An 18,336-nucleotide genomic window follows, 5' to 3' on the forward strand; every position below is an offset into this window, starting at 1 on the left:
CCGTCCACGTCACCGTCTCTCCCATGCCCCGTAAAATCAAAAAAGGCTACTTCGTCAAAGGCCACTTCGTTGCCGAAGGCAGCGAACTCGATCTTGAACTGCGCGCCGAGCAGACCGGCGGCGAGCCGAGCCGCACCGAGCTGAAGAAGGAAAGCGCCGATCTGCAGAAGGTGGGCGAAGCCCTGCTGACGCTGCGCGGCGATCTGTTCGAGCGGCTTGCCCTGCCCGAGAACCTGGTCACCGCGCTCGAGGAGCTCAGGCGCATCAGCAACTTCGAAGGCCGCAGGCGGCAACTGCAGTACGTCGGCAAGCTGATGCGGCTGCTCGAACCGCAGCAGCAGCAGGCCGTGCGCGACGCCCTCGAAGAACAACGCAGCGGCTCGGCCCAGCAGACCCTCGCCCTGCATGTGGCGGAGAAATGGCGCGACGACCTGATCGCCAGCGACGACGCGCTGCAGGCGTGGCTGCAGGCGCATCCGGAGACCGACGTGCAGCAGTTGCGCGCGCTGGTGCGCCAGGCGCGCAAGGACAGCGTCCCGACCCAGGACGAAGTCTCGCGCGGCGAGGCCCCGCGGCGCGGGCGCGCATACCGCGAAATCTTCCAGATCGTGCGCGACCACCTGGAGCAGCAGGAACATGAGTGAGCATGACAGCATCGCGATCGGCATCGTCTCGATCAGCGATCGCGCTTCCACCGGCGTCTACCAGGACAAGGGCCTGCCGGCGCTGAAGGACTGGCTCACGCGCGCGCTGCGCAACCCCATCAGCTTCCACGAGCGGCTGATCCCCGACGAGAAGGAGCGCATCAGCGCCACACTGGTCGAACTGGTGGACGCCGGCTGCGCGCTGGTGCTGACCACCGGCGGCACCGGCCCGGCGCCGCGCGACGTCACGCCGGAAGCGACCCTGGCGATTGCCGACAAGGAGATGCCCGGCTTCGGCGAACAGATGCGGCAGGTCAGCCTGCGCTTCGTGCCGACCGCCATCCTCTCGCGCCAGGTCGCCGTGATCCGCAAGCAGACGCTGATCATCAACCTGCCCGGCCAGCCGAAAGCGATCCAGGAAACACTGGAGGGCTTGAAGGAAGACGGCAAGCAGCTGGTGCCGGGCGTCTTCGGGGCCGTGCCCTATTGCGTGGACCTGATTGGCGGGCCGTACCTGGAAACGAACGACGAGGTGTGCAAGGGGTGGCGGCCGAAGGGGGCCGTGCGGGCGGCCAAATAAAGGGCTGTTAGCCCCTTCCCCCGCCGGGGGAAGGCTGGGATGGGGGCGCTCCCCGGAACACAGTGCGTTCCACCAGCGCCGCAGCGCCCCCACCCCGACCCTCCCCCGGAAGGGGAGGGAGGAAGTCAACGCTATTTCCCCACCAGCTGCGTCAACTTCTCTTTCTCGAAGTTCTCCGTCGTCTGCGCCCCTGGCGGCACGCAGTCCTCGCCGCGGCGTGCGGCGGACAAGTTCTCGATCGCCTGCCACAGCAGCGCGATCTGGTGTTCCTGCAAGGAGGCGTTGTCGATCAGGCCTCGCATCGCCTGCGACAGCGGGTCGTCGCTCTGTGTCACGCCATAGGCGGAGAAGCCCATCTTCGCGGCGACTTCCTCGCGCCGTGCCGAATCCTCGGCCTGGATGATGCGCGCGGGGATGCCGACGGCAGTCGCGCCCTCGGGCACCGGCTTCGTCACCACCGCGTTGGAACCCACGGCGGCGTTGTCGCCCACCGTAAAGCCCCCCAGCACCTTGGCCCCCGCGCCCACCACCACGTTGCGTCCCAGCGTGGGATGGCGCTTGGCGCCCTTGGCGAGCGACGTGCCGCCCAGCGTCACGCCCTGGTAGATGGTGCAGCCATCGCCCACTTCCGCGGTCTCGCCGATCACCACGCCCATGCCATGGTCGATGAACACGCCGTCGCCGATGGTGGCCCCCGGGTGGATCTCGATGCCCGTCATCCAGCGCGAGAACTGCGAGATGAAGCGCGCCAGCCAGCGCAGCTCGCGCCGCCACAGCCAGTGGGCGCCGCGATGCAGCAGCAGCGCGTGCAGCCCCGGATAGCACGTGAGCACCTCCCACTTGCTGCGCGCGGCAGGGTCGCGGTCGAGGATGCACTGGATGTCGGAACGCAGGCGCTGGAACATGGCGGCCACAGTCTAAGGCTTTGCCTTTTTCGCCGTCTCCAGCATGGCCTTGGCAACACCGCGCAGGATGTGGACTTCCTCGGGCGTGGGCTGCGCCCGGTTGAACAGCTGGTTCAGCCGCGGCATCAGCTTCTTGGGCGCGGCGGGGTCGAGAAAGCCGATCGCGACCAGCGCCTCCTGCCAGTGCTGCAGCATGCCGGCGACGGCGGCCGCATCCGCTGCGCTGGCGGCCGGCGTCGCGGCCGCCGGGGTCTGGAAGCCCCCCAGCGCGATCCGCCACTCGTACGCGATTACCTGCAGGGCGGCCGCGAGGTTGAGCGATCCGTAGTGCGGCGACACCGGAATGCGCAGGGCGGCGTGGCAGCGGTACACGTCCTCGTTGCGCATGCCGTAGCGCTCCGATCCGAACAGGAAGGCGACGCTGTGCCCGGCCGGGGCGATCGCCTGCAGGTGCTCGCGCGGGGTGGCCGTGGGCGGGCCGAAGTCGCGCGGCGTCATCACGGTGGCCAGCACGTGCGTCATGCCCTGCACGGCTTGATCGACGCTGTCCACCACCCGCGCGTTGCGCAGCACGTCGACGGCGCCGCTCGCGCGTTCGATCGTCTCCTCGCGCTCCAGCACGTCGCTCCAGCGCGGGTTGACCAGCACGAGGTCCTCGAAGCCCATCACCTTCAGGGCGCGGGCCGCCGCGCCGACGTTGCCGGCGTGGCTGGGTTGGATCAGGACGAAGCGGGTGGTGGGCATCACGCCGCGATTGTCCGGTACGCAGTTCGACGTAAGTCCGGCGACCGAAGAACCCTTGCGAACATGGCTGACAGGCCGCCGCTAAAATCACGGCTAACGTAAGCGCTCCGCATCGCCGGCTCGCTCCTGTCCCCTCGCGGACGAAGCTCTTGAACAACTCATGTCGCCCAACCAGCACCCCATGCTCAACATGGCCGTCAAGGCCGCCCGCGCCGCCGGCGCGATCATCAACCGGGCCGCGCTCGACGTCGAGGCCGTGCGCATCTCGCAGAAGCAGACGAACGACTTCGTCACCGAGGTCGACCACGCCGCCGAACACATCATCATCGACACGCTGCTGACCGCGTATCCGGACCACGGCATCTGGGCCGAGGAATCCGGCCGCGAGCATGGCAGCGCCAGCTCCGATCACGTCTGGGTGATCGACCCCTTGGACGGCACGACGAACTTCATCCACGGCTTTCCCGTCTACTGCGTCAGCATCGCCTTGCTGGTGCGCGGCCGGGTCGAACAGGCCGTGATCTACGACCCCACCCGCAACGACCTCTTCACCGCCACGCGCGGCCGCGGCGCCTATGTCAACGATCGGCGCCTGCGCGTGAGCAAGCGCACGCAGCTCAAGGAGTCGCTGGTCTCCACCGGCTTCCCGTTCCGCCCGGGCGACAACTTCAACGTGTACCTGCGCATGATGTCCGAGGTGATGAAGCAGACCGCCGGCCTGCGCCGTCCGGGCGCGGCGGCGCTCGACCTCGCCTACGTGGCCGCCGGCTTCACCGAAGGCTTCTTCGAGACCGGCCTGTCCCCCTGGGACGTGGCTGCCGGTTCGCTGCTGGTCACCGAGGCCGGTGGCCTGGTGGGCAACTTCACGGGCGAGGCCGACTTCCTCGAGCAGCGCGAATGCGTGGCCGGCAACCCCAAGATCTACGGCCAGCTGGTGAAGATCCTGGGCAAGTACAGCAAGTTCGCCAGCGCGGGCGAGAAGGCCGAGCTGCGCCAGAACACGCCGACGCTGGTCGAGCCGAGCCTGGAACCGGGCACGCACGTGGATGAAGGACCGGGCCGGGAGGCCTGACGAGAACGATGCTGGCAAGCCTGCAGAACAATCCCCGCTGGATCATCACCCTCATCACCGCGCTGGTTGCGGCGCTGGGGGCAGTGGCCGCGCACATCACAGTGCGGGCCGTGCTGCGGCGCATGACGCGGCATTCGGTCGTGTTGCGCGCGATGCTGGAGTGCACGCGACGGCCGGCCGCGGTGACCATGCCGCTGCTGGCGATGCAGTTGGTGTGGGGCGCCGCGCCCGACGATCTCGAGCACATCATGGTCGTGCGCCAGGTCACCGGCCTGCTGCTGATCGCCGCCTTCACCTGGCTGGTCGCGACCACGATCAACGGCGTCGCGGACGGAGTGATCGCGAGCAATCCCACGACCGGCGAAGACAATCTGCATGCCCGGCGCATCGAGACGCAGGCGCGCGTGCTCTCGCGCAGCGCGATGGTGATCGTGCTGATCGCCGGCCTCGCGGTCGCGCTCATGACCTTCCCGGGCGCGCGCCAGCTCGGCGCCAGCCTGCTCGCCTCGGCCGGCGTGCTGGGCATCGTCGGCGGCATGGCCGCCCGACCCGTCTTCAGCAACCTGATCGCGGGCCTGCAGCTCGCGCTGGCGCAGCCCCTGCGCATCGACGACGTGCTGATCGTGAAGGACCAGTTCGGCCGGGTCGAGGAGATCACCGGGACCTACGTGGTGCTGAAGCTGTGGGACGAGCGCCGCATGATCGTGCCGCTGCAGTGGTTCATCGAGAACCCGTTCGAGAACTGGACGCGCACTGGCTCGCAGATCATGGGCACGGTGTTCCTGTACCTCGATTACGCAACGCCAATCGAACCGATCCGCGCGGAAGCGAAGCGGCTGGTCGAGGACATGCCCGAATGGGACAAGCGCGTGTTCGGGGTGCAGGTGACCGACGCGACCGACAAGACCATCCAGGTGCGGGTGCTGGTGTCCTCCTCCAGCTCGGGCAAGAACTTCGACCTGCGCTGCAAGGTGCGCGAGGGCCTGATCGCCTTCCTCGTGCGCGAATATCCACAGGCGCTGCCGGTGGTGCGCAACATCACGGACAACGAGGTGTCGCCGGAAGAACCGCGGCCCGGCCTGCGGCTGCCTCATAGAGAGCCCGTACCGCATCTGTCTGACTGATCATCCCGGCCAGCCGCTGCTCCCGTCGGCCACGGGCGGGATAATCCGCCCTGCATGAACCGCGATCCAACCCCCGCCGCGCCCGACCTGAGCAAGCACACGCCCATGATGGCCCAGTATCTGGGCCTGAAAGCGGACTACCCCGGTACGCTGCTGTTCTACCGCATGGGCGACTTCTACGAGATGTTCTACCAGGACGCGGAAAAAGCCGCGCGCCTGTTGGACATCACCCTGACGCGGCGCGGCATGTCCGCGGGCGAGCCGGTGGTGATGGCCGGAGTGCCTTTCCACGCGGTCGAGGGCTATCTCGCGCGCCTGATCCGCTGCGGCGAATCGGTCGCCATCTGCGAGCAGGTGGGCGAGGTGGGCGCGAGCAAGGGGCCGGTGGAGCGCAAGGTGATCCGCGTCGTCACGCCCGGCACGCTGACCGACAGCGAGCTGCTGAACGACAAGTCCGAGGCCGTGCTGCTCGCCCTGCACCAGGCCCCGAAGCAGCGCGTCGGCCTTGCCTGGCTCAGTGTCACGCAGGGTGCGCTGCACCTGGCCGAATGCGATGGCGACGAGCTGCAGGACTGGATCGCGCGCGTCGCGCCCAGCGAGATCCTGCACAGCACCGACGTGACGCCCGCCTTCGGCCAGCGGCTGCAGGCGTTTCGCGCGGTGCCGCTCACGCAACGGCCCGAATGGCAGTTCGACAGCGGCCTGGGCCAGCGCAAGTTGCTGGAGCAAATGAAGGCCGCGAGCCTCTCCGCCTGGGGCGCCGAGGAACTGGCGCACGCGCACGCCGCCGCCGCGGCCCTGCTCGCGTATGCCGAACACACGCAAGGGCGCGCGCTCTCGCACGTGCAGCAGTTGCAGGTGGTGCGGGCGGGCGAGCGCATCGAGCTGCCGCCGGCAACGCGCCGCAACCTCGAACTGGTGCAGACGCTGCGCGGCGAGGACAGCCCCACCCTCTTTTCGCTGCTGGACACCTGCATGACCGGCATGGGCAGCCGCCTGCTCAAGTCCTGGCTGCTGGAGCCGCTGCGCGAGCGCGCCGTGGCGCAGCAGCGGCTCGATGCGATCGCCGGCTTGCGCGAAGGGCTGTGGCAGAAGCTGCGCACGGAACTGAAAGGGGTGAGCGACGTCGAGCGCATCACGGCGCGCATCGCCCTGCGCCAGGTGCGGCCGCGCGAACTGGTCGGCCTGCGGCTGGCGCTGGAGCGCGCGCACAGCCTGGCCGCGCTGATCCAAGGCATTCCGGGCCTGCTGTCGAACGCCGCGCAGGACCTGCAGCCGCCCTCGGGCTGCGTAGCGCGGCTGGCGGCCACGCTGCGCGAGGACCCGTCGGCGCTGGTGCGGGACGGCAATGTGATCGCTACCGGCCACGACGGCGAGCTGGATGAACTGCGGGCGATCCAGGACAACTGCGACGGCTTCCTGCTGGAGCTGGAGACGCGCGAGCGCGCCCGCAGCGGCATCGCCAACCTGCGCGTGCAGTACAACAAGGTCCACGGCTTCTACATCGAGGTGACGCAGGGTCAGCTGGAAAAGGTGCCGGACGACTACCGCCGCCGCCAGACCCTGAAGAATGCCGAGCGCTTCATCACGCCGGAACTCAAGGCGTTCGAGGACAAGGCGCTGTCGGCGCAGGAGCGCGCCCTGGCCCGGGAAAAATGGTTGTACGAGCAACTGCTCGACACCCTGCAGGAACACATCCCCTGCCTCACGCAGCTGGCACGCGCGCTGGCCACGCTCGATGCGCTGTGCGCGCTGGCGGAACGGTCGCTCACGCTCAACTGGTGCCGGCCGCAGTTCATCCGCGAACCGGGCATCGAGATCGTGCAGGGCCGCCACCCGGTCGTGGAGTCGCGCCTGGCGGAGACCAGCGGCGGCAGCTTCATCGCCAACGACACGCGCCTCGGCCCGAAGCAGCGCATGCAGATCATCACGGGCCCCAACATGGGCGGCAAGTCCACCTACATGCGGCAGGTGGCGCTGATCTGCCTGCTGGCGGCGATGGGCTCCTACGTGCCGGCGCAGGCCTGCCGGCTGGGGCCGATCGATGCGATCCACACCCGCATCGGCGCGGCCGACGACCTGGCCAATGCGCAGTCGACCTTCATGCTGGAGATGACCGAAGCCGCGCAGATCCTGCATGGTGCGACGGTGCAAAGCCTGGTGCTGATGGACGAGATCGGCCGCGGCACCTCCACGTTCGACGGTCTCGCGCTTGCCTCCGGGATCGCGGCGCACCTGCACGACCGCACGCAGGCCTTCACCCTGTTCGCCACCCACTACTTCGAGCTGACGGAATTCCCGGCGAAGCACCACTGCGCGCTCAACGTGCACGTGGGCGCGGCCGAATCGGGTTCGGACATCGTGTTCCTGCACGAGATCCAGCCCGGCCCCGCGAGCCGCAGCTATGGCATCCAGGTCGCCAAGCTGGCGGGGATGCCCACGGGGGTGGTCCACCACGCGCGCCACGCCCTGGCCGCGCTGGAGAAGCATCAAGTGGAAAGCCGCGAGCAGGTAGACTTGTTCGCGCCGCCCCCGACCGCGGAGGCCGCCGCGCCCACGCGGCTGGAAGCGGCCGTGGCCGCACTGAATCCCGATGCGCTGACGCCGCGCGATGCGCTCGACGCCCTCTATACGCTCAAGAAACTCCTGTCATGACCTATTGCGTCGGCATCAAGCTCAATGCGGGCCTGGTGTTCCTCTCCGACTCGCGCACCAACGCGGGCGTGGACAACATCAGCACCTTCCGCAAGATGATCATCTACGAGAAGCCGGGCGACCGCTTCATGGTGCTGCTGTCCGCGGGCAACCTGAGCATCTCGCAATCGGTGCGCGAGATCCTGCAGGTGGAGCAACTCAAGGAGCAGGACGGCGACGAGCCCATCACGATCTGGAACGCCAGGAGCATGTTCGATGCCTGCCGCGTGCTGGGCCAGGCGGTGCGCCACGTCTATGACCGCGATGCCGCGTCCCTGCAGCATTCGGGCGTGGAGTTCAACGTCAACCTGATCTTCGGCGGCCAGGTCCGCGGCGAGGGCATGCGGCTGTTCCAGGTCTATTCGGCCGGCAACTTCATCGAGGCCACGCCCGAGACGCCCTACTTCCAGATTGGCGAATACAAGTACGGCAAGCCGGTGCTCGATCGCGTGCTGACGCCCGAGACCGATCTCGACGAGGCGGCCAAGTGCGCGCTGGTGTCGATGGATTCGACGATGAAGTCCAACCTCTCGGTCGGCCCGCCGCTGGATCTGGTCGTGTACGAAGCCAACCGCTTCCAGACCGACAAGGTGGTGTGCATCGACATGCACAACCCGTACTTCCGCATGCTGCACACGGGCTGGGGGCAGAAGCTGCGCGAGGTATTCGACAGCCTGGACGATCCGGTCTGGGACGAGTCGCACACCGAGACGCCGCTGCGCACCGAAGCAGGCGGCCGCAGCAAGCCCCTGAAGAAGATCACGCGGCCGGAAGAGAAGTTGATCTGAAGGGCTTGTGCCTGGATGTCCGGATTCCGCGGACGTCATCCCGGGCTTGACCCGGGATCCACGACGGCGGTGGCACTTGCGCCGTCGTGGATTGCGGGTCAAGCCCGCAATGACATCCAACAGCCGCGATGACATCGGACAGCCCGCAATGACATCCACGGAGGCTTTCACCTGACTGGCGCATGTCCCTCATCGTCTTCTCCCACGGCAACAGCTTCCCCGCCGGCACCTACACCGTGCTGTTCAAGCACCTGCGCGCGCGCGGCTTCACGGTGACGGCGCCGGAAAAGTTCGGGCACGATCCGCACTACGCGCCGAGCAACAACTGGCCGCAGCTCGTGCAGCAACTGCATGACTTTGCCGAGCGCGAAGTCCAGAAGCACGGCGCGCCGGCCTTCCTCGTGGGGCACTCCCTCGGCGGCTTTCTCAGCGTGATGTGCGCCGCGCGCCATCCGCAGCTCGCGCGCGGCGTGCTGTTGCTGGACTCGCCGCTGGTGGGCGGCTGGAGGGCGCAGGCCTTGCGCGCCGTCAAGCGCACGGCGCTGGTGGGCGCGGTCTCGCCCGGCGCCGTGAGCCGCAAGCGCCGCAACCGCTGGCCTTCGCGCGAGGCGGCGCTGGAACACTTCAGCCACAAGAAGGCCTTCGCCCGCTGGGACCCGCAGGTGCTGGCCGACTACATCGGGCACGGCACGCACGATGCTGACGGCCAGCGCGTGCTGAGCTTCAATCGCGAGGTCGAGACCGCCATCTACAACACGCTGCCGGACAACCTGCAGCGGCTGCTGCAGCACCATCCGTTGCAATGCCCCGCGGCCTTCATCGGCGGCCTGCAGTCCGGGGAGATCGCGCAGGTCGGCATGACCATGACCCGGAAGGTCACCGCCGGACGCATCTTCATGCTCGACGGCAGCCACCTCTTCCCCATGGAACAGCCGCTCGCAACGGCTGCCGCCATCGAGGCCAGCCTGCTTTCGATGGCATCCTGATCCCGGCGGGGCACCCGGCAGCGTCCTACATCCCCGGTACACGGCTGGCTTACAGCCGGCGCGTGCCCCGGACCACACCGGCGGGGGCAACCCCTCTTCACATTGAGGCCATGCCTGTAACGACTGCCTTCGGCTTTCCCGCTCCCTCTCTTGCACTGCTGGCCAGCGAGCCGCTGCGCGCGCTGTTCGAGTTCTGTTCTTCCCATGTCGGAACGCCCACCCCGGTCGAAGGCGACGGCCACCCGGTGATCGTCTATCCGGGTCTCGGCGCCGGCGCCATGAACATGTCACAGCTGCGCTCGTACCTGCGCAGCTGCAACTTCCGGGTGTTCGATTGGGACCTCGGCGTGAACACCGGGCCCGACCGTGACTTCGATGAATGGCTGGCCGGGCTGGTGCAACGGGTGCGCGAAGTGCACGGCAAGCACGGGCGCAAGGTCAGCCTGGTGGGCTGGAGCCTGGGCGGCATCTACGCGCGCGAGATCGCCAAGTGCTGTCCGGAGGCCGTGCGCCAGGTGGTGACGCTGGCCACGCCGCACAACTCCCTGCGCGGCGGCAACCATGCCGGCACCCTGGTGAAGCTGATGGGTGCCGCGCAGCTGAGCCCGGAGCTGGAAGCACGCCTGCGCGTGCGCCCGCCGGTGCCGATCACATCGATCTACAGCAGGAGCGACGGCATGGTGAGCTGGCGTGGCTGCCTGGAGCCGCGCGCGCCGGAGGCCGAGAACGTGCCCGTGCACGCCAGCCACCTGGGCATGCCCACGCACCCCGACGTGCTGCGCATCGTCGCCGACCGGCTGGCGCAGCCGGAGGGCCGCTGGCGACCCTATCGGCGGCCGCGCAGCCCGCTTACTCCTGCCAGTGCACCCAGCCGGCTGCGGAAGTCGCCAGCACGATGATGCCGAAGGCGATGCGGTACCAGGCGAAGGGCGTGAAGCTGTGGCTGGAGATGTAGCGCAGCAGCCAGCGCACGCAGAGCCAGGCGCTCACGAACGAGAACACCAGCCCAACCACGAACATCGGCACGTCGCCCGCGCCCAGCGAGGCGCGCTCCTTGTAGAGGCTGTATGCGCCGGCACCGATGAGCGTGGGAATCGCGAGATAGAACGAGAAGTCGGTCGCGGCGCGGCGGGACAGGCCCAGCAGCATGCCGCCGATGATGGTGGCGCCGCTGCGGCTGGTGCCGGGCACCAGCGCCAGGCACTGGATCAGGCCGAGCTTGAGCGCGTCGGGCCAGCGCATCTGGTCGACCTCCTCCACGTGCACATGGCCCTGCTCGCGCCGCTCGGCCCAGAGGATCACGAACCCACCGAGGATGAAGGTAGACGCGACCACACCCGGCGTGAAGAGATGGTCCTTGATGATCTTGCCCAGCGCCAGGCCCAGCACGACGGCCGGGATGAAAGCCACCAGCACGTTGAGGGCGAAACGCTGCGCATCGCGCTGGTGCGGCAGAGCGGCGATGGTGCTGCGGATCTTCTGCCAGTACACGAGGATCACGGCCAGGATGGCGCCGGTCTGGATCGCGATATCGAAGACCTTGGCCTTCTCGTCGTCGAAGCCGAGCAGCGAACCGGCCAGGATCAGGTGGCCGGTGCTGGAAACGGGGAGGAACTCGGTCAGGCCCTCGACGATGCCCATGATCGCGGCCTTCACCAGCAAAACGACGTCCACGCAAGCTCCTCGCAAAAGCGCGGATTATGGACCGCACCGCAGGTGCCGGGTTGGGGCCCTGCCCCCGCTTTCGTCTGACAGCGCCTGTCGGAAACGGCGAGGCATGGTCGCGCACGAAGCCTACAGTCCGGCGGCGGCGCGACGGCATGATCAACCGTCATGAAAATCCTTAATCTGCTCCATGTGGTCGTCGCCCAGGCGTTCTATCGTTGGGCGATGAACGAGATCAGCCCGATGCACCCGGACGTCCCGAAGATCATGCTGCGGCAGCAACAGCTGGCCGAGAAGTACCGCCGCATCTGGGCCTGATCCCCGCCAGGCCCGAAGCCGGCGCGCCGCGCTTCGCACCGGCCGGCCTGCATTTCACGGCATCCTGACGCCGCTTCGTCGCAGCGCGCTGGCTGGCATGGCGGGCGGCAAGCACAGTGGGCTCCTGCCAACCAGGAGCCTGCCATGCAGATGTCGCCGGTCATTGCCATCCACCTGAGCGCCGCGCTCGCCGCCGTTGCCACGGGACCCGTGGCGCTCTGGGCCCGCAAGGGCGCGCGCCAGCGGCCCTTGCTGCATCGCGCCTTCGGCTATGCGTGGGTCACGCTGATCCTGGTCACTGCGCTGACGGCACTGTTCCTGCGCGATCGCAGCCTGCCCAACATCGCCGGCTACACGCCCCTCCACCTGCTGGTTCCGGTGACCTTCATCGCCTTGTTCGGGGCCTTCCGCAAGCTCGCACTGGGCGACATCGCGGGGCATCGCAGGATCATGCAGCGCCTCTACTTCGCCGCGTGCATCGCAGCCGGCAGCTTCGCGCTGCTGCCGAACCGCTACCTGGGCCGCCTGGTGTGGGGCGCGTTCGCGCCGCTACCGCCTGCCATGCGCTTCACGCCGGTGTGGATGTGGTCGCTGCTCGGCGTGCTGGTGGTTCTGTTGGTCGTCCAGGCGCGTCCCCGCGGCGCCCGGTCCGTTTGATGCACCCGCAAGGAGAACGACCATGCGCACCCTGCTTGCCGGCGTGATCGCCGCCCTGGCCACTGCCGCTGCTGCCGCTGCCCACGCCGGCACCGGCGTGATGACGCTGACCGGCGTGGCCGGCGACGGCCCCGTCACGGTCTTCTATCCCACCGCCCAGGCCGATGCGACGGTGCAGCGCGGCCCGTTCCAGCTCGCGCTGGCGGAGAACGCACCGCCCATGCGTGGCAACGGCCATCTGGTGGTCGTCTCGCACGGCTCCGGCGGCAACGCATGGGTCCACTCGGATCTCGCCCGCGCACTGGTGGCCGACGGATTCGTGGTGGCGATGCCCGAACACCAGGGCGACAACGCCCGCGATCCCTCGAACCCCGGGCCCGCGAGCTGGAAGCTGCGCCCCATCGAGCTGTCCCATGCGATCGACGCGGTCGCGCAGGCCACGGCACTGGCGCCGCTGCTGTCGTTCGATCGCGTGGGCATGTACGGCATGTCCGCGGGCGGGCACACGGCGCTCAGCCTCGCGGGCGGGCGCTGGTCGCCAGCGCAGTTCCGGCGTCATTGCGAGGCCCACATCGGCGACGATTTTCCCGCTTGCGTGGGCCTGGCCACCCGGCTGCGCGGAGATGCCTTCGACGGCCTGAAGAAGACCGTCGCCACGCAGGTGATCCGCCAGCGCTTCGACGACGAGTCCTGGTACGCGCAGCGCGACCCGCGCATCCAGGCGGTGGTCGCGGGCGTGCCCTTCGCGGCCGATTTCGATCCGGCCTCGCTGGCCCGGCCCGCAGTGCCGCTGGGGATCGTGCGAGCCGGCGGCGACCGCTGGCTGGCGCCGCGCTTCCATGCCGACGCCATCCTGCAGGCCTGCCGCCCCCGCTGCGAGCTGCTGGCCGACCTGCCCGGCGCTGGCCATGGTGCCTTGCTGTCGCCGCAGCCCCCGCTCGATCGGCTGGGCGCCATCGCGAGCGAGCTGCTGGCCGATCCGCCCGGCTTCGACCGCACCCGGCTGCCCGCCGTGGACCAGCGCATCGTGGCCTTCTTCCATCGCCACCTGCTTCCGTAGAATGGATTTCGCCATGACAACACCCAGCGCCGACCAGCACCCCGAACCCGCATGACGATCCACTGGCCGTCCAAGCTGCGGCACCTGTTGCAGGTCGTGCTGTTCTGCCTGCTGGTGGCCGGCCTGCAGACCGCCTTTGCGCCGCAGCGGCCGTTCGGGCCACCGCTCGTGTACTCGCTGCTGATCGGCTTGCTGACATGGGCGGTCATCGACCTGGGCCGACACCTGTTTCCCTCGGCGGCCGAGACCGGCTGGCCCGCCGGCGCCACGGGCGTGCTGCTGGTGATAGCGGGCATCGTCACCGGCTATGTCGTCGGCAATGCGGCGGGCCTGTTCCTGTGCCGGGTGCTGGGCATCTTTCCGGCGGGCGTGGACTTGCGCGACGAGGCCGACCTGCGCCACGGGATCCTGATCACCCTGGTGTCCGGGATGGTGGGCAGCTACTGGTTCTATGCCCGCAGCAAGAGCGCCTATCTCCTGCGCAAGATGCACGAGGCCACCCGCCATGCCACCGAGGCGCGACTGAAGCTGCTGGAGACGCAGCTCGAGCCGCACATGCTGTTCAACACGCTCGCCAACCTGCGCGCGCTGATCGCGGTCGATCCCGCGCGGGCGCAGCAGATGCTGGATCACATGATCGACTACCTGCGCGCCACGCTCGATGGCTCGCGCACCACCACGCACGCCTTGCAGGCGGAGTTCGACCGGCTGCGCGACTACCTCGAGCTGATGGCCATCCGCATGGGCCCGCGCCTGGCGTACGCGCTGGAGCTTCCGGGCGAACTGCAGCAGGTCGCCGTGCCGGCGCTGCTGCTGCAGCCCCTGGTGGAAAACAGCATCCAGCATGGGCTCGAGCCCAAGGTGCGCGGCGGCCGCATCGACGTTCGAGCCAGCCGCCAGGGCAAGCGGCTGCTGCTCGAAGTGACGGACACGGGCGTCGGCCAGGCAGGCGGCGTGTCCCCCGGCCCCGGCTTCGGCCTGCAGCAGATCCGGGACCGGCTGCAAACCCTGTACGGGGACACCGCCAGCCTCGAATTCTCTTGCGACGGCGAGGGCGCACTTGCGCGCATCGCGCTGCCCATCGCATGAACCCGCGCGCCCTCATTGCCGAAGACGAGCCGCTGCTCGCGCAGGCTTTGCGCGCCGAGCTCGCACGTGCCTGGCCGCAGTTGCAGGTGGTCGAGATGGTGGGGGATGGCGCGGCCGCAGTGGAGGCGGCCCTGCGGCATGGTCCCGACGTGCTGTTCTTCGACGTCCGCATGCCCGGCCTGGGTGGACTCGAGGCCGCCGCAGAGCTGGCCGATGCCTGGCCCGAAGAGGCGCCGTTTCCGGCGCTCGTGTTCGTCACGGCGTACGACCAGTACGCGCTGCAGGCCTTCGATGCGCATGCCGTCGATTACGTGCTCAAGCCGGTGCAGCCCGCGCGCCTGCAAAAGACGGTGGACAAGTTGCAGCAGCTGTTGGCCCAGCGGCAAGGCCGCGGCAGCGACCTCGAAGCCACGCTGGGCCAGCTGCGCCATCTGTTGCAGGCAGCGCCCGCCACTGCGCCGCGCCAGCCTTTGCTCAAGGTGATCCAGGCGGGCGTGGGCAGCGCCATCCGCATGGTGCCGGTCGAAGCGGTGCTGTATTTCGAAGCGGCCGACAAGTACGTGCGCGTGGTGTGCGAAGGCAGCGAACTGCTGATCCGCACGCCCTTGAAGGAACTGACCGCACAGCTGGACCCGCAACTGTTCTGGCAGGTGCACCGCGGGACACTGGTCCGCGTGACGGCGATCGACAGCGTGCAGCGCGACGAATCCGGCAAGCTGCACCTGGCGCTGCGGGGGCGCGGAGAGCGGCTTCCCGTGAGCCGCCTCTATGCCCATCTCTTCAAGGCGATGTAGCCCGTTCGGGGACTTGACGGTTCCCGTCGGTGCCGCCCACGTATCGAGATCGTCTGGCAGCGCCTGTGGGTTGCGTCCTACAGGACGCATCGCGTCCGGCCCTTCTACTACAAGGCATCGAATTGCACGAAAGGCGCATCCTTACCGACACGCAAGCGCCTTTCGTCCCGATCACCCCGACTCCTCTGAGTCCCCTCCTCCTCCGGGGTGAGCTGGTCCGGCCCTCCGTCCCGCGACTGGCATTGTTACCCCCAGGCCAAAAACCTGGGGGTTCTTTTTTGTCCGGTCGCAGAACGAGCACGATTTCACGGCCTGAGCGACTACGGCTCGGTCGAACGCGTCCCACGAAGACGGTTGGGCACCACCGTCACGTAAAGCGTTGCAGCGCGCGTACTCTGTTAACACTCAGAGGGCAAACAGCAATGAAAGACGGAAAACCCAGCGACGCAGGCGACCTCGACGGCCGCCGGGTGGGCTCGGGCGGCAGACACGCCAGCGGATCAGGCAGGCAGCGGGGATTTGTGGAGCGGGCTACGGCCCGCGGACACAGCGGGCACGGCGCCGAGAGCGTGCGGCCCCACCTGCGCGACCAGCTGAAGCTCAAGGCGCTGCTCCCCACGCCCTACCCGACGCCCGACCAGCAGAGAGAGCCGAGCAAGGACGACCACCGCTAGCGCGGCGAGCACAGCATTACAACGCGGGACGGCGCGACCACCTCCAAGCACCAAGGGGCCCAAAAAGAAGGCCCCGGCTTGTGGGCCCGGGGCCAAGTTTCGCTTGGAGATCCTGAGTTGTGATTCGATTGGCGACAACCCGCGCCAGCGCTCCTCGTCCCCGGTTCAGCGGTGACGATGATGCTCGTTGTGCCGCCGCCCATGGCGATGTTCCGGGCGCACGACGTAAGTCTCTTCATAGATCACAGGTGCCGGCACGACCATCACCGGCCGCGGAGCCATGAACACCGGCGCCGGCTGGACATACACCGGCTGCGGTGCCAGGTACATCGGCGCGGGAGCGACCAGCACGGGCCGCACGTTGCCGACACCGAGCGTGACGCCCGGCGCGGCCTGCACCCCGAGGGACCAGACGACGTTGTCGCGCGCCTGGGCGGCGGAGCCAACGGCTGCCAGTGCCACGACAGCGGCGGCGACGAACGGGCGGGAAAGCTTCAGTTTCATGTGCGGTTCCTGCTTGTACTGCATGAGGGCGAAGGCCCCGAGCGCTGTTTTAACTTCGGCCCCTCGCCCCCACCAACGGCCGGCGCGTCAAATCCGTTGCCGGACGTAACTCGCGCGGCCGCTTATCGGCCCAAATCGCCACTTCGTCACGAGCGGTCGCTCCGGTCCGCCGGGCGGCGCGACCGCGACCGTCCCGGGACGGCCGCGGATTGCCATGCAACAGCCATGACAGAATCGTCGGGATATGGCTTCCCCGAACGACAAAGAATCCGCTGCGAAACCCAGCAACTTCCTGCGGCAGGTGATCGAACGCGACCTGGAGCAAGGCACCTACGCGCAGCGCCACTGGAACGGCGCGCCCGGTGACGCGGCTTTCCAGCAGGCCGGCGCCGTCGACCCGGCCAGGATCCGCACGCGCTTTCCGCCCGAGCCGAACGGCTACCTGCACGTGGGCCATGCCAAGAGCATCTGCCTGAACTTCGGCCTCGCGCAGGACTACCAGGGCATCTGCCACCTGCGCTTCGACGACACCAACCCCGAGAAGGAGGAGCAGGAGTACGTCGAGGGCATCAAGGATGCCGTGCAATGGCTCGGATACGGCTGGGACGCCAACGGCGCGAGCCACCTGTACCAGGCGAGCGACTACTTCGACTTCATGTACCGGACGGCCGAATACCTGATCGAGGCCGGCCTGGCTTATGTCGACGAACAGACGCCCGAGGAGATGCGCACCAACCGCGGCGACTTCAGCCGCCCCGGCGTCGACAGCCCCTGCCGCAGCCGCAGCATCGACGAGAACCGGCAGCGCTTTCGCGAGATGCGTGACGGCAAGCTGGAGGACGGCAAGGCCGTCCTGCGCGCGAAGATCGACATGGCCAGTCCCAACATCAACATGCGGGACCCGACCATCTATCGCATCAAGCACGCGGAGCACCACAACACCGGCAACAAGTGGTGCATCTATCCGATGTACACCTTCGCGCATCCGATCGAGGACGCGCTGGAGAACATCACGCACAGCCTGTGCACGCTGGAGTTCGAGGACCAGCGGCCCTTCTACGACTGGCTGCTCGATCGGCTGGCCGAAGGCGGCCTGGTCAACACGCCGCACCCGCGGCAGTACGAGTTCGCCCGCCTCAACCTGACGTACGTGGTCACCAGCAAGCGCAAGCTGCGCCAGCTGGTGGACGAGAAGGTGGTGAGCGGCTGGGACGATCCGCGCATGCCCACCATCGTCGGCCTGCGCCGGCGTGGCTTCACGCCGGAATCGCTGCGCCTGTTTGCCGACCGCATCGGCGTGAGCAAGGCCGATTCCTGGATCGACTATTCGACGCTGGAAATCGCGCTGCGCGACGACCTCGACCCGAAGGCCGCCCGCGCGATGGCGGTGCTGGAGCCGGTGAAGATGGTGATCACCGATTGGGACGAAGTGATGGGCCCCGGCCACCTCGAGCCCTGCTCCGCCCCCGTGCATCCGCACGACCCGAACCGCGGGCGCCGCGATTTCATGTTCGGCCGCGAGCTGTGGATCGAGCGGACCGATTACGAGGACGCACCGCCCAAGGGCTTCTTCCGCCTGTTCCCCGGCAACAAGGTGCGCTTGAAGTACGGCTACGTCATCGAATGCACGGGCGCCACGCGCGATGCCTCCGGTGCACTGGCCGAAGTGCAGGCGAAGCTGGTCCCCGACACCAAGAGCGGCACGCCCGGGGCGGATGCCGTGAAGGTGAAGGGCAACATCACCTGGGTGGGCGTGGCGGACGGCGTGAAGGCCGAAGTGCGGCTCTATGACCGGCTGTTCTCGGTGCCGCAACCGGGCACGGGAGACAAGGACTTTCTCGACGAGATCAATCCGGATTCGCTGAAGGTGGTGACGGCGTATGTGGAGCCGTCATTGGGCAAAGCCCACGCCGATGAGAAGTTCCAGTTCGAGCGGCACGGGTATTTCGTGGCGGATCGGAAAGAGCACTCGGCGGACGGCGGCAAGCCGGTGTTCGATCGGGTGACGGGGTTGAAGGACAGTTGGGGGAAATAGGAG

At 68.2% G+C, this 18,336-nt stretch carries 17 protein-coding genes and 1 pseudogene; 14 read left to right on the forward strand and 4 right to left on the reverse strand.

Translation table 11 applies throughout. From position 1 onward, the window contains the following. Positions 1-23 precede the first annotated feature (23 nt). Positions 24-644 (forward strand): ribosome biogenesis factor YjgA, encoded by a 621-nt coding sequence (gene yjgA, locus JWP60_RS08300; RefSeq protein WP_299789050.1) that lies wholly within the window; start codon positions 24-26, stop codon positions 642-644. Beyond that, a complete protein-coding gene (mog, locus tag JWP60_RS08305; RefSeq protein WP_299789053.1) occupies positions 637-1,224 on the forward strand; it encodes a molybdopterin adenylyltransferase in 588 nt (195 codons plus the stop codon). Before yjgA ends, mog begins: the two co-directional genes overlap by 8 nt. Positions 1,225-1,355: 131 nt before the next feature. Here the strand turns inward: mog and cysE are convergent, their stop codons facing one another. Further along, positions 1,356-2,129, reverse strand: a complete 774-nt coding sequence (cysE, locus tag JWP60_RS08310; RefSeq protein WP_299789056.1) for a serine O-acetyltransferase — start codon at positions 2,127-2,129, stop codon at positions 1,356-1,358. A 12-nt stretch (positions 2,130-2,141) separates the two neighbouring features. Then, positions 2,142-2,873 carry an RNA methyltransferase gene (locus tag JWP60_RS08315; RefSeq protein WP_299789059.1) on the reverse strand — a complete coding sequence of 244 codons (732 nt, stop codon included), beginning with the start codon at positions 2,871-2,873 and terminating at the stop codon, positions 2,142-2,144. Positions 2,874-3,033: 160 nt separating this feature from the next. Here JWP60_RS08315 and JWP60_RS08320 point away from each other — a divergent pair, with 160 nt between their 5' ends. From JWP60_RS08320 to JWP60_RS08345, 6 genes are all read left to right on the forward strand, one after another. Beyond that, the gene (locus tag JWP60_RS08320; protein WP_299789062.1) at positions 3,034-3,945 is read left to right on the forward strand and encodes an inositol monophosphatase family protein; all 912 of its coding nucleotides are present in this window, start codon (positions 3,034-3,036) and stop codon (positions 3,943-3,945) included. 8 nt (positions 3,946-3,953) lie between these two features. Further along, positions 3,954-5,069 (forward strand): mechanosensitive ion channel domain-containing protein, encoded by a 1,116-nt coding sequence (locus JWP60_RS08325; protein ID WP_299789065.1) that lies wholly within the window; start codon positions 3,954-3,956, stop codon positions 5,067-5,069. Between the two features lie 54 nt (positions 5,070-5,123). Then, complete coding sequence (gene mutS / locus JWP60_RS08330; protein ID WP_299789068.1) at positions 5,124-7,724, forward strand: DNA mismatch repair protein MutS; 2,601 nt, start codon at positions 5,124-5,126, stop codon at positions 7,722-7,724. Next, on the forward strand, positions 7,721-8,551 hold the full coding sequence (locus JWP60_RS08335; protein ID WP_299789070.1) for a proteasome-type protease: 831 nt from the start codon (positions 7,721-7,723) through the stop codon (positions 8,549-8,551). Before mutS ends, JWP60_RS08335 begins: the two co-directional genes overlap by 4 nt. 182 nt (positions 8,552-8,733) lie before the next feature. Further along, on the forward strand, positions 8,734-9,537 hold the full coding sequence (locus tag JWP60_RS08340; RefSeq protein WP_299789073.1) for an alpha/beta hydrolase: 804 nt from the start codon (positions 8,734-8,736) through the stop codon (positions 9,535-9,537). Positions 9,538-9,647: 110 nt separating this feature from the next. Further along, complete coding sequence (locus tag JWP60_RS08345) at positions 9,648-10,436, forward strand: alpha/beta fold hydrolase (protein WP_299789076.1); 789 nt, start codon at positions 9,648-9,650, stop codon at positions 10,434-10,436. On the opposite strand, the gene JWP60_RS08350 is transcribed toward JWP60_RS08345, so the two are convergent. Next, positions 10,387-11,211: an undecaprenyl-diphosphate phosphatase gene (locus JWP60_RS08350; RefSeq protein WP_299789079.1), complete on the reverse strand. Its 825-nt coding sequence runs from the start codon at positions 11,209-11,211 to the stop codon at positions 10,387-10,389. The genes JWP60_RS08345 and JWP60_RS08350 overlap by 50 nt on opposite strands. 159 nt (positions 11,212-11,370) lie before the next feature. On the opposite strand from JWP60_RS08350, the gene JWP60_RS08355 reads away from it, so the two are divergent. The 5 genes and pseudogenes from JWP60_RS08355 to JWP60_RS08375 all read left to right on the forward strand — a co-directional run bounded on the left by JWP60_RS08355 (position 11,371) and on the right by JWP60_RS08375 (position 15,120). Next, positions 11,371-11,520 carry a hypothetical protein gene (locus JWP60_RS08355; RefSeq protein WP_299789082.1) on the forward strand — a complete coding sequence of 50 codons (150 nt, stop codon included), beginning with the start codon at positions 11,371-11,373 and terminating at the stop codon, positions 11,518-11,520. A gap of 144 nt (positions 11,521-11,664) precedes the next feature. Then, a pseudogene (locus JWP60_RS08360) lies at positions 11,665-12,054 on the forward strand (DUF2306 domain-containing protein); the annotation flags it as partial. 145 nt (positions 12,055-12,199) lie between these two features. Then, positions 12,200-13,237 (forward strand): dienelactone hydrolase, encoded by a 1,038-nt coding sequence (locus JWP60_RS08365; RefSeq protein WP_299789085.1) that lies wholly within the window; start codon positions 12,200-12,202, stop codon positions 13,235-13,237. A 51-nt stretch (positions 13,238-13,288) separates the two neighbouring features. Next, positions 13,289-14,326: a histidine kinase gene (locus JWP60_RS08370; protein WP_299789088.1), complete on the forward strand. Its 1,038-nt coding sequence runs from the start codon at positions 13,289-13,291 to the stop codon at positions 14,324-14,326. After that, positions 14,323-15,120, forward strand: coding sequence for a LytTR family DNA-binding domain-containing protein (locus JWP60_RS08375; RefSeq protein ID WP_299789091.1), 798 nt, complete (start codon positions 14,323-14,325; stop codon positions 15,118-15,120). The genes JWP60_RS08370 and JWP60_RS08375 overlap by 4 nt, the downstream gene beginning before the upstream one ends. Before the next feature lie 839 nt (positions 15,121-15,959). Here JWP60_RS08375 and JWP60_RS08380 read toward each other — a convergent pair. Next, positions 15,960-16,298 carry a hypothetical protein gene (locus JWP60_RS08380; RefSeq protein ID WP_299789094.1) on the reverse strand — a complete coding sequence of 113 codons (339 nt, stop codon included), beginning with the start codon at positions 16,296-16,298 and terminating at the stop codon, positions 15,960-15,962. A 244-nt stretch (positions 16,299-16,542) separates the two neighbouring features. Between JWP60_RS08380 and JWP60_RS08385 the strand changes: the two genes are divergently transcribed. Further along, positions 16,543-18,333, forward strand: coding sequence for a glutamine--tRNA ligase/YqeY domain fusion protein (locus JWP60_RS08385; RefSeq protein WP_299789097.1), 1,791 nt, complete (start codon positions 16,543-16,545; stop codon positions 18,331-18,333). Positions 18,334-18,336: the final 3 nt, after the last annotated feature.

This window comes from Ramlibacter sp., from assembly GCF_028291745.1.
In the GTDB taxonomy this organism is placed as follows: Bacteria; Pseudomonadota; Gammaproteobacteria; order Burkholderiales; family Burkholderiaceae_C; genus Ramlibacter.

Bases quoted from the DNA above. Each gene is read 5' to 3' on its own strand.
- yjgA (WP_299789050.1), top strand. From the start codon at position 24: ATGCCCCGTAAAATCAAAAAAGGCTACTTCGTCAAAGGCCACTTCGTT.
- mog (WP_299789053.1), top strand. From the start codon at position 637: ATGAGTGAGCATGACAGCATCGCGATCGGCATCGTCTCGATCAGCGAT.
- cysE (WP_299789056.1), bottom strand. From the start codon at position 2,129: ATGTTCCAGCGCCTGCGTTCCGACATCCAGTGCATCCTCGACCGCGAC.
- JWP60_RS08315 (WP_299789059.1), bottom strand. From the start codon at position 2,873: ATGCCCACCACCCGCTTCGTCCTGATCCAACCCAGCCACGCCGGCAAC.
- JWP60_RS08320 (WP_299789062.1), top strand. From the start codon at position 3,034: ATGTCGCCCAACCAGCACCCCATGCTCAACATGGCCGTCAAGGCCGCC.
- JWP60_RS08325 (WP_299789065.1), top strand. From the start codon at position 3,954: ATGCTGGCAAGCCTGCAGAACAATCCCCGCTGGATCATCACCCTCATC.
- mutS (WP_299789068.1), top strand. From the start codon at position 5,124: ATGAACCGCGATCCAACCCCCGCCGCGCCCGACCTGAGCAAGCACACG.
- JWP60_RS08335 (WP_299789070.1), top strand. From the start codon at position 7,721: ATGACCTATTGCGTCGGCATCAAGCTCAATGCGGGCCTGGTGTTCCTC.
- JWP60_RS08340 (WP_299789073.1), top strand. From the start codon at position 8,734: ATGTCCCTCATCGTCTTCTCCCACGGCAACAGCTTCCCCGCCGGCACC.
- JWP60_RS08345 (WP_299789076.1), top strand. From the start codon at position 9,648: ATGCCTGTAACGACTGCCTTCGGCTTTCCCGCTCCCTCTCTTGCACTG.
- JWP60_RS08355 (WP_299789082.1), top strand. From the start codon at position 11,371: ATGAAAATCCTTAATCTGCTCCATGTGGTCGTCGCCCAGGCGTTCTAT.
- JWP60_RS08365 (WP_299789085.1), top strand. From the start codon at position 12,200: ATGCGCACCCTGCTTGCCGGCGTGATCGCCGCCCTGGCCACTGCCGCT.
- JWP60_RS08370 (WP_299789088.1), top strand. From the start codon at position 13,289: ATGACGATCCACTGGCCGTCCAAGCTGCGGCACCTGTTGCAGGTCGTG.
- JWP60_RS08375 (WP_299789091.1), top strand. From the start codon at position 14,323: ATGAACCCGCGCGCCCTCATTGCCGAAGACGAGCCGCTGCTCGCGCAG.
- JWP60_RS08380 (WP_299789094.1), bottom strand. From the start codon at position 16,298: ATGAAACTGAAGCTTTCCCGCCCGTTCGTCGCCGCCGCTGTCGTGGCA.
- JWP60_RS08385 (WP_299789097.1), top strand. From the start codon at position 16,543: ATGGCTTCCCCGAACGACAAAGAATCCGCTGCGAAACCCAGCAACTTC.